Origin of the sequence: Nitratireductor sp. StC3 (assembly GCF_003015025.1) — a bacterium.
In the GTDB taxonomy this organism is placed as follows: Bacteria; Pseudomonadota; Alphaproteobacteria; order Rhizobiales; family Rhizobiaceae; genus Mangrovimarina; species Mangrovimarina alexandrii.
On record NZ_PYBP01000001.1, the window covers coordinates 753,209 to 765,489 of the forward strand.

Annotated in this window: 16 protein-coding genes; 7 read left to right on the plus strand and 9 right to left on the minus strand. The window is 64.7% G+C overall.

Annotation, left to right across the window (positions count from 1 at the left end; genetic code table 11):
- Nucleotides 1-492, minus strand: a complete 492-nt coding sequence (locus C7T96_RS03725; protein WP_106569785.1) for a GNAT family N-acetyltransferase — start codon at nt 490-492, stop codon at nt 1-3.
- Between the two features lie 2 nt (nt 493-494).
- Nucleotides 495-1,994, minus strand: a complete 1,500-nt coding sequence (gene gatB, locus C7T96_RS03730) for an Asp-tRNA(Asn)/Glu-tRNA(Gln) amidotransferase subunit GatB (RefSeq protein WP_106569786.1) — start codon at nt 1,992-1,994, stop codon at nt 495-497.
- 213 nt (nt 1,995-2,207) lie between these two features.
- Here gatB and C7T96_RS03735 point away from each other — a divergent pair, with 213 nt between their 5' ends.
- On the plus strand, nt 2,208-2,468 hold the full coding sequence (locus tag C7T96_RS03735; RefSeq protein ID WP_106569787.1) for a DUF6455 family protein: 261 nt from the start codon (nt 2,208-2,210) through the stop codon (nt 2,466-2,468).
- Between the two features lie 62 nt (nt 2,469-2,530).
- On the opposite strand, the gene C7T96_RS03740 is transcribed toward C7T96_RS03735, so the two are convergent.
- A complete protein-coding gene (locus tag C7T96_RS03740; RefSeq protein WP_106569788.1) occupies nt 2,531-2,962 on the minus strand; it encodes a CBS domain-containing protein in 432 nt (143 codons plus the stop codon).
- Between the two features lie 102 nt (nt 2,963-3,064).
- Nucleotides 3,065-3,802 carry a rhomboid family intramembrane serine protease gene (locus C7T96_RS03745; protein WP_245414049.1) on the minus strand — a complete coding sequence of 246 codons (738 nt, stop codon included), beginning with the start codon at nt 3,800-3,802 and terminating at the stop codon, nt 3,065-3,067.
- 373 nt (nt 3,803-4,175) lie between these two features.
- Between C7T96_RS03745 and C7T96_RS03750 the strand changes: the two genes are divergently transcribed.
- The 3 genes from C7T96_RS03750 to C7T96_RS03760 all read left to right on the plus strand — a co-directional run bounded on the left by C7T96_RS03750 (nt 4,176) and on the right by C7T96_RS03760 (nt 6,561).
- Nucleotides 4,176-4,808: a PAS domain-containing protein gene (locus C7T96_RS03750; RefSeq protein ID WP_106569790.1), complete on the plus strand. Its 633-nt coding sequence runs from the start codon at nt 4,176-4,178 to the stop codon at nt 4,806-4,808.
- A 104-nt stretch (nt 4,809-4,912) separates the two neighbouring features.
- Complete coding sequence (locus tag C7T96_RS03755; RefSeq protein WP_106569791.1) at nt 4,913-5,533, plus strand: PilZ domain-containing protein; 621 nt, start codon at nt 4,913-4,915, stop codon at nt 5,531-5,533.
- A 470-nt stretch (nt 5,534-6,003) separates the two neighbouring features.
- Nucleotides 6,004-6,561, plus strand: coding sequence for a transglutaminase-like cysteine peptidase (locus C7T96_RS03760; RefSeq protein ID WP_245414060.1), 558 nt, complete (start codon nt 6,004-6,006; stop codon nt 6,559-6,561).
- Between the two features lie 126 nt (nt 6,562-6,687).
- Here the strand turns inward: C7T96_RS03760 and C7T96_RS03765 are convergent, their stop codons facing one another.
- Both C7T96_RS03765 and C7T96_RS03770 read right to left on the minus strand, forming a co-directional pair.
- Entirely contained in the window at nt 6,688-7,215 is a 528-nt protein-coding gene (locus C7T96_RS03765; protein ID WP_106569793.1) for a gamma carbonic anhydrase family protein, read from the minus strand.
- 30 nt (nt 7,216-7,245) lie between these two features.
- Nucleotides 7,246-7,572: a hypothetical protein gene (locus C7T96_RS03770; RefSeq protein WP_106569794.1), complete on the minus strand. Its 327-nt coding sequence runs from the start codon at nt 7,570-7,572 to the stop codon at nt 7,246-7,248.
- A 166-nt stretch (nt 7,573-7,738) separates the two neighbouring features.
- Between C7T96_RS03770 and C7T96_RS03775 the strand changes: the two genes are divergently transcribed.
- Entirely contained in the window at nt 7,739-8,455 is a 717-nt protein-coding gene (locus C7T96_RS03775) for a hypothetical protein (RefSeq protein WP_106569995.1), read from the plus strand.
- Between the two features lie 9 nt (nt 8,456-8,464).
- Here the strand turns inward: C7T96_RS03775 and C7T96_RS03780 are convergent, their stop codons facing one another.
- Together C7T96_RS03780 and cysE are read right to left on the minus strand one after the other, a co-directional pair.
- A complete protein-coding gene (locus C7T96_RS03780; RefSeq protein WP_106569795.1) occupies nt 8,465-8,671 on the minus strand; it encodes a DUF3126 family protein in 207 nt (68 codons plus the stop codon).
- A gap of 132 nt (nt 8,672-8,803) precedes the next feature.
- Nucleotides 8,804-9,625 carry a serine O-acetyltransferase gene (gene cysE / locus C7T96_RS03785; RefSeq protein WP_106569796.1) on the minus strand — a complete coding sequence of 274 codons (822 nt, stop codon included), beginning with the start codon at nt 9,623-9,625 and terminating at the stop codon, nt 8,804-8,806.
- 112 nt (nt 9,626-9,737) lie between these two features.
- Between cysE and C7T96_RS03790 the strand changes: the two genes are divergently transcribed.
- Together C7T96_RS03790 and C7T96_RS03795 are read left to right on the plus strand one after the other, a co-directional pair.
- Nucleotides 9,738-10,553 (plus strand): enoyl-CoA hydratase-related protein, encoded by an 816-nt coding sequence (locus tag C7T96_RS03790; RefSeq protein WP_106569797.1) that lies wholly within the window; start codon nt 9,738-9,740, stop codon nt 10,551-10,553.
- 131 nt (nt 10,554-10,684) lie between these two features.
- Entirely contained in the window at nt 10,685-11,923 is a 1,239-nt protein-coding gene (locus tag C7T96_RS03795) for an MFS transporter (protein WP_106569798.1), read from the plus strand.
- Between the two features lie 51 nt (nt 11,924-11,974).
- Here the strand turns inward: C7T96_RS03795 and C7T96_RS03800 are convergent, their stop codons facing one another.
- Nucleotides 11,975-12,211: an Lrp/AsnC ligand binding domain-containing protein gene (locus tag C7T96_RS03800; protein WP_106569799.1), complete on the minus strand. Its 237-nt coding sequence runs from the start codon at nt 12,209-12,211 to the stop codon at nt 11,975-11,977.
- Nucleotides 12,212-12,281: the final 70 nt, after the last annotated feature.

Consider the following 12,281-nt stretch of genomic DNA (forward strand, 5'->3'; position numbering starts at 1 on the left):
TCAGGCGAGCGCGCGTGCGTAGACCAGGGCGGGAATGCCCGATCCCTCCTTGCCGCAATGCTGCGTCCGTCCCGCAAGCGAGAAGCCGTGCGCCTGGTAAAAGGCGATCGCGGGGGCATTGGCCGCCTCGACCTCCAGAACGAGGCGCCGGGCTTGCGGAAAGCTTTCGACGATCTCGTCCAAGAGCAGGCTCCCGATCCCCCTGCCCTGTATGGCCGGCAGGACGTAGAGCTGGTGAAGCGTGACAATCTGGCCGTCGTCGTCCGCGCTGGCGAAAGCCACACCGCCGAGCGATTGGCCGTCATCGGCAAGGATGAATTCGGACCGCGGCTGCGTCAGCCGCCCCCGGAGGGCAGCCGGAGAATGCCAGTCCTCGGTGATTTCGGTGACGCGGTCGACACCGTAGATCGGGTCGTAAGTGGCGTGCCAGGTCTCCACCAGCAGCGCGCGCACGGCCGCAAGATCGCGCGCGCTCGCCGTGCGCACGAACATGGTCAGTCGAGCCCGAGCCGGGCCTTGACCAGCGCGTTGACCGCCTGCGGATTGGCCTTGCCGCCGGTCGCCTTCATCACCTGGCCAACGAACCAGCCGGCCAGGGTCGGCTTGGCCTTGGCCTGTTCGACCTTGTCGGGATTGGCGGCGATCACCTCGTTGACCGCCTTTTCGATCGCACCGGTGTCGGTGACCTGCTTCATGCCGCGCGTTTCGACCAGTTCGCGCGGGTCGCCACCCTCGTTCCAGACGATCTCGAACAGATCCTTGGCGATCTTGCCGGAGATCGTGCCTTCCTTGATCAGGTCGATGATCGCGCCGAGTTGATCCGGGGAAACCGGAGTCTCTTCAATCTCCTGGCCGGCTTTGTTCAAGGCGCCCATCAAGTCGTTAATGACCCAGTTCGCCGCCATCTTGCCGTCGCGACCGGCCGCGACCTTCTCGAAATAGTCGGCCGCCGCCTTTTCGGCGACCAAGACCGAGGCGTCATAGGCCGACAGGCCGAGATCGCGCACGAAACGCTCTTTCTTTTCGTCCGGCAGTTCCGGCAGACCGGCGGCGAGCGCGTCGACATAGGCCTGGTCGAATTCGAGCGGCAACAGGTCCGGATCGGGGAAATAACGATAGTCGTGCGCTTCCTCCTTGGAGCGCATCGACCGGGTCTCGCCCTTGCCGGGATCGAACAGCCGGGTCTCCTGGTCGATCGTGCCGCCATCCTCCAGAATGGCGATTTGGCGACGCGCCTCGTATTCGACCGCCTGGCCGAGAAAACGGATCGAATTGACGTTCTTGATCTCGCAGCGCGTGCCGAATGGCGCGCCGGGCCGGCGCACGGACACGTTGACGTCGGCGCGCAGCGATCCCTCGTCCATATTGCCGTCGCACGTGCCCAGATAACGCATGATCGAGCGCAGCTTGGTCACATAGGCCTTGGCCTCGTCGGAGGAGCGCATGTCGGGCTTGGAGACGATCTCCATCAGCGCCACGCCGGAACGGTTGAGATCGACGTAGGACATGGTGGGATGCTGGTCGTGCATCGACTTGCCTGCATCCTGCTCCAGATGCAAGCGCTCGATGCCGACCTCGATATCCTCGAATTCGCCCTTGCGGTCGGGGCCGACCGAAACGCTGACCTTGCCCTCGCCAACGATCGGCTGCTGGAACTGGGAAATCTGGTAGCCCTGCGGCAGATCCGGATAAAAATAGTTCTTGCGGTCAAAAACCGACTTCAGATTGATCTGCGCCTTCAAACCGAGGCCGGTGCGCACGGCCTGGGCCACGCATTCCTCGTTGATGACGGGAAGCATGCCGGGCATGGCCGCGTCGACCAGGCTGACATTGGCGTTGGGCGCGGCCCCGAACGCGGTCGAGGCGCCCGAAAACAGTTTGGCGCGCGAGGTGACCTGCGCATGGACTTCGAGGCCGATGATGACCTCCCAGTCGCCGGTAGCTCCGGCAATCAGCCTTTTGGGGTCTGGCGTGCGCGTGTCGATGATGGTCATGATGCGGATTTGCTCGTTGGATCGATTGCAGGTTCGCTAGACCAAAGGCGGGCGCGAGGCAAGGTTTTGTCGGCCCCTCCAGCCGCAAGGCCGATCCTTCGCCGGTACCCAAAACCCCGCTGGCGGCCACGGGCCGGTTTGATCGAAGTCAAGGCGCGGCGATCCGGACGATCCTATCGTGAGGAGACAGGGACGAGGACAGGAGCCGCACCAATGAGCGCTTTCGGTTTCATCGACAGGATCGCCGCCAGGGCCGACCTGATGGAAAAGATGATCGACACGCTGGGCGTGCGCGACGGCATCCTGGAGATGCCGGACGAGGCGTCGGTGATGCGCAATGCGGCGCTGCGGTGCCTGTCCTGCCGTCATGGCGCGGAATGCGGCTCATGGCTGGAGACCAGCCCGACCCATGAGCGCGCACCGTCCTACTGTCGCAACCGTGAGCTGTTCGATTTCGTCGCCGACGAGGCCTGACAGCGCCGCCACACAGTTTTTCCACTGCTTGAAATGCCGGTCAGCGCACGGACCGCGTGGGCTCAGGCGGTGGCGATGTAGTTGCGGATCTCCTCGGCCTCGTGCTCGATTTCCTCGATTCGGCGCTTGACCACATCGCCGATGGAAATGATGCCGGCCAACTTGCCGTCGCGTTCGACCGGCAGGTGACGGAAACGTCCCTGGGTCATGATGCCCATGACCTCGTTGACGCTGTTGTCCTCGCGGCAGACCATCACCTTGGCCGTCATCGCCTTGGACACGGGCTTGCCCAACGCCTCGACGCCGTCCGCGGCCAGCATGCGCACGATATCGCGTTCCGACAGGATACCGGCGATCCTCCCGTCCCCGCGGGTCACCACGACCGCGCCGATCTTCTTCTGCGCCAACAGCGCTATCGCCTGGTCGACGGTGCTGTCGGGCGAAATGACGACGACGTCGCCGCCCTTGTCCGCGAGAATGGTCCTGACCAGCATGGCGTCCTCCTAGGCTGCATAACGGGAACTCCCCGCAGGGCGACCGGCCCTTGGCTAGGCATGGTGCTACCGGATTTCGGCCAATGCAAGCCTGTCGGCGGCTCAAAATCCGCGCGGCGAGCGGGAACGGTCGAACGGCCGAATGGCGAAGAAGCCGACCAAAAATCCGCCAATATGGGCTTCCCAGGCGATGACGGCCGAAGAACCGGGCACACCGCTCAACAGACCGGTCGCCAGATTGATCGCCATCCACACGCCCAGGAAGGTGACGACCGCGCGCCGGCGCAGCACGGCGCGGAACGGCAGAACGGGTCCGGCGAATCGCGATTGTCCGGGCACGCTGCGGTCGATCTGGAAACCGAAGCGGGCCGCGGCCCCCATCATGCCTGAGATCGCCCCGGACGCGCCGACCAGCGGGACCGCGCTTTCGGGGTAGACCAGATAATGCAGGCCGGCGGCCGCCAGCGCCGTCGCCGCCCAGAACAAGACAAAGCGCAGCGCGCCGATCCGGTTGGCGAGCGGCGAACCGAAGGCGGCAAGCCAGATCATGTTGATGGCCAGGTGGGCCACGCCGCCATGCAGCAGCGAATAGGTCAGCGGGCTGGTGACGGCGTAAATGTCGAGCGCGTAGTCGCCCGAATAGCGCAGCGGAATGAAAGCGGCGCGCAAAAGAACCGCGATGTCCTGTGTGGGCGAAATCGCGTAGCTGCGCAGGAGATGAAGCAGCGCGCACAGCGCGATGAAGGCGAGCACGACACCTGGTATATTGAAGGCCGGCTCGCCGCCCTGTGGCGGCGGCGACCAAGCCTGCCTGTTGCCAGGATCGGATTGTGCCGTCACCCTTGATCCAACCATGCTGATTCGCTTGCCGGCGACTTCGCCCGCTTCGGTGCGACAACGCAAGTCATGGTTAAAAAAAGCCGCCCAGAGTTGCCCCTGGACGGCTGGTCGAGCCCCTGCCCGAAAATCTGGAGATCGGAGCCGCCTGGCCGGATTTGCCAATAAAGCCAAGCGCTTCGTGCTGTCCCTCCTTCATGCCATGCCAGTGCCAGGCCGGCAACCGAAACTCTTTGTTAACCTTAACGCGACGCCTCCGTGAACAACCCGGCTTAGCGCTGGCACGCATCCTGCTCCGTCCTCCATGTATCGGCGGCGGGAGGCTCCCGTTGTTCGGTGATGAGACACCTCAACGAGCAAAACGAAACGGGGACGCATGAAACTCGACGGGACAATCGCACTTTTCCAATATTGGGACAGGCTCCGAAACGGGCGTCCCGCGCCGCGCCGCGCCGAGATCGAGCCGGCCGACATCAAATCGATGCTGGCCGACACCTTCATTCTGGAGCAGGACAGCCGCGGCGCGGCCGTGTTCCGCCTCGCCGGCACCCGTCTATGCGCCGCCTATGGCCGCGAATTGAAGGGATTTGCCTTTTCCTCGTTGTGGGCGGGGCGCGACCAAAGCCTGGCTGCGCGGCTGGCGGCCGGCGCACTGCGCGAGAAATCGGTGTCGGTGACCAATTTCGAGGGCATCACGCAGCAGGGCCGAAGCTGCGGTTTCGAACTGCTTTTGTTGCCGCTGGAGGGCGGCGTCGACAGCCCGCGCTCGCTGGGTAGTCTGGCCCCCGTCGAAAAACCCTACTGGCTGGGCAACGATCCGATCCTGGAAAGCCGGATCGATTCCATGCGCATCGTCGACCCCGACCGCGAACCGCTGTTTTTGAAGAACGGGCCCGCGATCACGGTGCCGTCGCTCGTGCCGTCGGCTGGGACGCTGTCGAGCGGCCAGGGCGCCAAACGCCGCCGTTTCAAGCATCTGGTCGTTATCGAGGGCGGTCGCGACAAATAGGAGCGAGGTCGCGGCCCGGCCTTTCCCATGTCCGCGCGCAGCTTACCGCTTGTTAACCGTTCACAACCTATGAAGGTAACGTCCATTCGCGGGCCGAGGATAATATGACGTCACTGGCGATCGATTCAGCGCCGTCACAGGCCGAGAGGCGCCACTTTCAAAGAGTGCGCGTCAAGGTCTACGGACGCTATATGCTGGAGGATCGCACCGAGCATCCCTGCCAGGTCATCGACATGTCTCCGGGCAATGCGCTTTTGCGTTGCGACCGGGTGGGCGCGCTCGGCGAACGCGTGATCGCCTATCTCGATCATATCGGCCGGATCGAAGGCGTTATCACCCGCCTGCAGAGCGACGGTTTCGCCATCACCCTGATCGCGTCGGAGCGCAAGCGCGACAAACTTGCCGCGCAGCTCACCTGGCTCGCCAACAAGCACGAACTGGACCTGCCGGAAGACCGCCGCCACGAACGCATCACGCCGCGCAATCCGATCAGCACCGTGCGGCTCGGCGACGGACGCGAATATCAGTGCCGGATTGTCGACCTCTCGCTTTCCGGCGCCGCCGTCGAGATCGACGTGCGCCCCGCCCTGGGCACGGCGGTTACGCTGGGCACGATGCGCGGGCGCGTGGTGCGCCATTTCGAAGACGGTATCGCGGTCGAATTCGCCGTGCTGCAGCGCGAGGAATCGCTGCAGGCCGAGTTCAGCCGACCTTCCCAGAACTGAGCCTCGCCGGCCACGGTCGACGCGGACGCGATGCGCGCCGCACAACACCGGCGCCGACGAAACGCGAGCGGCAATAACCGCCCTTCGCGCAGCGCTCACGCGCCGAATCGGCCATCTCACATCGGCACATCGGTACGCGTCCTGTCCGCCCGTGGGCATGACCCGCCGGCTTTGCCCCTTTTTATCCACCACCCCGGGCGGCGCGACCCGGTCGGAGCACCGGCACCTTTGCCGCCTCGAACAACCGGAGTAATTTTAACAAAATTAGGCGCAGATTCGCCTCAATTTTCCTCTTAATTTTATTCTTATTTGTTTCTTGATTTATTCTTGTTGTCTCAGTGATTTACTTAATTTGCACTTCGCACCTTTGCGTCAAATAAATTCGACCGTGCCATTGTCTTGTCAAACGGGGAGACAAGGCAATGATCAATACGGGACGATCCTTTCTTCTGGCGGCCGGCGTCGCCTCGATGGTTGTGGCGGCCGGCCATGCGCACGGCGCAAATCCGTTCATGCTGACGGGCGCGCGCACCACGCAGCCGGTCGGGCATTACGAGTTGTGCAAGCGCATGCCTTCGGAATGCGATCCCGGCCAAGCCGCCTCGCGACCGGTCGAGCTCACCCGCAAATTGTGGAAGACGATGCTCGAGATCAATCACGCGGTCAATGTGGCCGTTACGCCCAAGACCGACTACGAGATCTGGGGGCGCGAGGAGGTGTGGTCCTATCCGCAAGGGGTCGGCGACTGCGAAGACTATGTGCTGGAGAAGCGGCGGCTGCTGATCGAGGCCGGGGTTCCGTCGGGCAATCTGCTGATCACGGTGGTGCGCCAGCCCAACGGCGACGGTCACGCGGTGTTGACGGTCAACACCAGCTACGGCGACTTCATCCTGGACAATCTCCAGTCCCGCGTCCTGGCATGGACAGACACGGATTACCGCTACTTGAAACGACAATCCACGCGCAATGCCGGCGCCTGGGTGGGCATCGAGGACGGCCGCAGCGTCGCCGTCGGCAGCGTGCGCTAGGTCGCGTCTTTTCGAGGTCAGGGATACCCGGTCGAGTCCCCACCCTCCCCGTCCCCAACGACCGGGTCAAAGGAGCCGGCCCGTGTCCCCGGGCCGGCTCCGCCTTTTGCGGGCCGGGCGGCCACCTCAGGCGGGGGCGAGCCCCTTCATGAACCGGCGGCCGTTTTCGACATAATGGACGGCCGACCACTTCAACAGTTCCACCGCCTTGTCGTCTAGTTCACGCACGGCCTTGGCCGGCGAGCCGACGATCAGGCTGTTGTCGGGAAAGCTCTTGCCCTCGGTCACCAGCGCACCGGCGCCGACCAGACAGTTGGCGCCGATCCGGGCACCGTTGAGCACGATCGCGCCCATGCCGACCAGACTGTTGTCGCCGATGGTGCAGCCATGCAGCATGGCACGGTGACCGATCGTACAGCCCAGTCCGACCGTCAACGGAAAGCCGATATCGGTGTGCATGACGGTATGTTCCTGCACGTTGGAGCCGGCTCCGATCACAATCGGCTCATTGTCGCCACGCAGCACGGCGCCGAACCAGATGCCGGCATTCTCGCCGAGCCGCACCCGGCCGACCAGGGTCGCGTCAGGCGCGATCCAGTTGGTCGTGCGATCGTCGAATTCGGGCTCGAGGCCGTCCAGAGCGTAGATGGGCACGATGACTGCTCCTGTCGGTTTGTCGCGCCGTCAGGAAAACAACGCCGCGGCGTGGAATGCAAGCTCGGCAACGATCGTGCCGGTGGCCGCGACCCAGATCGCCGCAAGCGCCGTGCCGGCCACCGCGGCGCCGGCCTGCCGACGCCCCTCGCCGACGGCACACAACACATCGTTGACGAGCATGAACGGACCGGCAAGCGCCGTCAGACACAGCGACCGCGCGAGATGGTGCGTCGACACGAACGGATCGCGCAGGCCGAGACGGCGTCCCGCCCACACTTCCATAAGCGATCCCGCCAGCCCGGCAAGGGTCAGGCCGCAGCCGAACACAAAAGCCATCGTCGCAATCAGCGCCATGTTTACCGTCCCTTTACCATGAAACCGCAAGGTCTCTAACGACTTTGCAAGTTCCATGCCGCACCGCGCGTGCCATCAGGGCACAACAGGCCGGAAAAGGGAGTTCGACGTGCACAGCAGCGATACCGCCGATTCGCAGTCCAGCGGAGCGATCGACGAGCGTTTCATGCTGCGTGTGTTTGCCGGTTTCGCCCTGATGGCGCTCGCCGCAGTGGGGATCAGCGCCGGCGGCAAACTGCTCGGTCGCTCGATCGTACTCGCGGGGCACACCGAAAACACGACGCCGCACGAGATCGTCATCGGCAACGACGTGCTGGTTGTGCCTGCCAATGCGATCCGGTTCGAGCGCGAGCGCCGCGACGGGGTCGCGCCGAACCTGCATCTCTATCTGCGCTGGCCGGATATGAGCGGCTACCGGGCGGCGGCGCGCGAGGATTTCAACCATGCAGGCGGCCGACGCTCGATCCTGTTCTTGTCGTTCGAACCGCGGATGATGTCGCGCGACATGAGCGGGCGCTACGACCCGATCTACAGTGCCTTGATCGAGACGACGGCAAGGCCCGGCCCGGGCGGCCTGCGCGTTCACGCCTTCAGCGACAAATCAGGCTATGTCAACGAATTGCTTCTGGTCGGCCCGCGCAACGGCGGCGCACCGTTCGTGGCGCGATGCCTGTCCGGCCCGGTTGCGTCCGAACTTCTGGCCGAATGCGAGCGCGACATTTTCGTGGGAAAAGAGTTAAGCCTGACCTACCGCTTTCCGGTCGAACTTCTGGCCGACTGGCGCAGGCTCGACGCGGCGGTGCGCGGCTATGCAGGCACCGTGGTCAAGAGCGCCGCCGACGAGGCGAGCGCCTCGCGGCAACGTTTCGGGCGTGCCGGCTGAACGCAGCCGCTACAGGTCGATGTCGAGGATCGCCATCGAGAAATTGTAGGACAATTCGCCCTCGTCCTCGTCGCGATAGATGATGCCCAGAAACTCGTCCTCGAGATAGAGCTCGCATGAATCGTCCTTGCGCGGCCGTGCCTTCACCTGAAGCTGGGGATTGCTGAAGGTGCGCTTGAAATAGGCGTCGAGCTTCCTGATCTCATCGGGTTTCAACCGGCGTCTCCTGATGCATTGGCGGGGTCTGAAAGAGCTTGATGAAGCCCGCATGTGGCATGGGCGTCGTCGCCCTGTAAACCCTGAATGTCGTCCGTCCCACGCCGGCGCAGCAGTCAAAGCCGCACGCCGTCAGCCCTTTTCGGACAGGAGCTGGTCCATGGCGCGCGACGGCTCGGCACAGCCGGCCTCGCCGACGATGCGCGCCGGCACGCCGGCAACCGTCTTGTTGTTGGGCACCGAGGCCAGCACCACGGAGCCCGACGCCACCTTGGTGCAATGGCCGATCTCGATATTGCCGAGCACCTTGGCGCCGGCGCCAAGCAGCACGCCGTGCCGGATCTTCGGGTGGCGGTCGCCGCCGGCCTTGCCGGTGCCGCCGAGCGTGACCCCGTGCAGGATCGAGACATTGTCCTCCACCACCGCGGTTTCGCCGATCACCAGCCCGGTGGCGTGATCGATGAAGATGCCCTTGCCGATGCGCGCGGCGGGATTGATATCGGTCTGGAAGACCGAGGACGAGCGGCTTTGCAGATAAAGCGCGAAATCGCGCCGCCCCCTGTTGAACAGCCAGTGGGCGAGCCGATGCGTCTGCAGGGCGTGAAATCCCTTGAAATAGAGAACCGGCTCGACAAAGCGCTGGCAGGCCGGATCCCGGTCGTAATAGGCTTGGATGTCGACGCGCACGACCGCGCTCCATTCGGGGTCGGCATTGCGCATTTCGCGAAATGCCTGGCCGATCAGGGCCGCGTCCAGATCGTCATGGTCGAGCCTTTCGGCGACGCGATGGATGACGGCATCCTCGAGGGTTTCCTGGTTCAACACGGTGGAATAGACGAAGGCCGCCAGCAGCGGGTCGTGCTCGACGGCGTCGAGCGCTTCCTGGCGGATCGATTCCCAGATCGGGTCCACCGGCCGGATATCGCTTGCGCGGGCGGGGTTGCGTGCCGTCATCATTTCGCTCCCTGAGCCAGGACGTCCATCGGCTTGTGGTGGAAGAGAACATACGTCAGAACGCCCCGACGTAGAACATCAATTTCCTCAACCCTCGTTCAATTGGATTGATATGGGCGATTTTCAAGGTCAATCCGATCATTCGGCACCGGGGCTTCTCATCGCCCGCGCGGGCGACGGCGTCGTGACGCTGACGCTCGATCGCCCGGCAAAGAAAAACGCGGTGACGCTTGCCATGTGGCGCCAGATCGCGGCCACCGTCGACGCGCTGAACGGCGACCAAACGGCCCGGGTGCTCGTGCTTCGCGGTGCGGGCATGGATTTTTGCGCCGGCGCCGATATCGGCGAATTCGCCGAGGTGCGTCGCGACGCCGGCACCGCGCGCGCCTACGAGGATGCCAATTCGGCCGCCTTCGCGGCGTTGCGCACCTGTCGCGTGCCGGCAATCGCCTCGATCGCGGGCGTGTGTTTCGGCGGCGGCTTCGGCCTGGCGGCGGCCTGCGACCTCCGTCTCGGGGCGGCCGACGCCGTCTTCGCGGTCCCGGCCGCGCGGCTCGGTCTGGCCTATCCGGCCGACGCAATGGCCGACATCGTCGCTGCATGCGGGCAACATATGGCCCGCTATCTCAGCTTTTCCGGCGCGCGCCTGGCAGCAAAGGCCGCACACGAAACCGGCTTCCTGCTGGAGCTTTTGCCCGACCAAGCCGCGCTGGAGGCACGCGTCAGCGATATCGCCTCGGCCATCGCCGGCAACGCGCCGCTTTCGATCGCCGCCTCCAAGGCCTCTATCCGCGCCGCGCTGAGCGGGCGCGACGACGATCTGGCCCACGCCAGGGCACTGGGCGACGCCACGTTCGACAGCGCCGACTACACGGAGGGGCGCGCGGCGTTCCTGGAGCGGCGGCCGCCGCGCTTCGGGGGACGCTGAGCGGCTGGCCTGGCCCATCAGACGGCCGGTCGTGGCGTTAGCGGCTTATATGTTGCAGGACGCATGGTCCGGGCCTGCCAGCACGCATGACCGCGCCGGTATGGTCGTAGAGTGTGAAGGAACCCGCCGCCATGGCGACGAGCGCCACCGACACCATCCTTCTGCCCGATAGCCGCCATTCCTGGTATCGGCTGGCGCTGTGCATGGTGCTGGGAACGATAGGCAGCGTCGGCATGTGGGCGATCGTGGTCGTGCTGCCCGCCGCCCAGGCCGAGTTCGGCGTCAATCGCGCCGACGCCTCGATCCCCTATACCGCGACCATGGTCGGGTTCGCGCTCGGCAACGTGGTCATCGGCCGTTTCGTCGACCGTATGGGCGTCGCCATCCCGATCGCGGTAGCCGTGGTGATGCTCGGCAGCGGCTTCCTGCTTGGCGCGGTGGCACCCTCCGTGTGGCTGCTGGCCGCCGCCCAGGTTCTGGCCGGCTTCGGCGCCGCGGCCACGTTCGGGCCGATGATGGCCGACATTTCGCGCTGGTTCGTGCGCCGGCGCGGCATCGCCGTCGCCGCGGCCGCCTCCGGCAATTATATTGCGGGCGCCATCTGGCCGTTTTTCCTGCATGCCGGCATGGAATTTGACGGGTGGCGCTTCGCCTACAGCGCGGTCGGGCTTTTCTGCCTGGCCACGATGTTACCGCTCACTTTGCTCTTGCGCGGCCGGGCTCCGGAATTCCGGCCCGGATACGCGCTTTCCGCGCCGCCGCAACGCCAGGTGACCGGGCTGTCGCCACGCGCCCTGCAGGGCCTGCTGATCGTCGCCGGGCTCGGCTGCTGCGTGGCGATGTCGATGCCGCAGGTGCATATCGTGGCCTATTGCGTCGATCTCGGCTTCGGGGTAGCGCGCGGGGCGGAGATGCTGTCCCTGATGCTGGCGGCCGGCATCGTCAGCCGGCTTGCCTCCGGGGTGATCGCCGACCGCATCGGCGGGGTGAAGACGCTGCTGCTCGGCTCGGTGCTGCAGGCGATCGCGCTGATGTTCTACATCCCCTTCGACGGGCTTGCATCGCTCTATGTCGTGTCGCTGATCTTCGGCCTGTCACAGGGCGGCATCGTGCCGAGCTACGCCATCATCGTGCGCGAATATCTGCCACCGCACGAGGCCGGCGAGCGCATCGGCATCGTCATCATGGCCACGATCGTCGGCATGGCGCTCGGCGGTTGGCTGTCGGGCTTCATCTACGACCTGACCGGCTCCTACCGCGCAGCATTCCTGAACGGCATCGCCTGGAACATGCTCAACATCGCGGTGATGGTGTTCCTGCTGATGCGCACGCGCTCGCCGAAGAGCAAGGGCAGAGCGGTGCCTGCCTGAGCGGATGCGGCGCCCTGCCGCCGCAACTCCGTCGATTTTCGGATAGAGGCCTCAGAACGCCTTGAAGGTCAGCGTGGTCAGGGTACGGAAAATACCGGGAACGTTGGCGACGTTCTCGTCGATGAACTTGCCGATATCGACACCGTCCTCGACATAGACTTTCAGCAACAAATCATAATCGCCGCTGGTGGAATACATCTCGGAGACGATCTCGCGCTCGAAGATCGCATCGGCAACCTCGTAGGTCTTGCCGGGATAACACTGCACTTGTACGAAAACGGGTCTCATTGCGGGTAGCCTGCCTTTTCGTGTCCGCTCGTCCGGGCGCGCGTGACGCCCCCGTGATTCCGGGCGACCT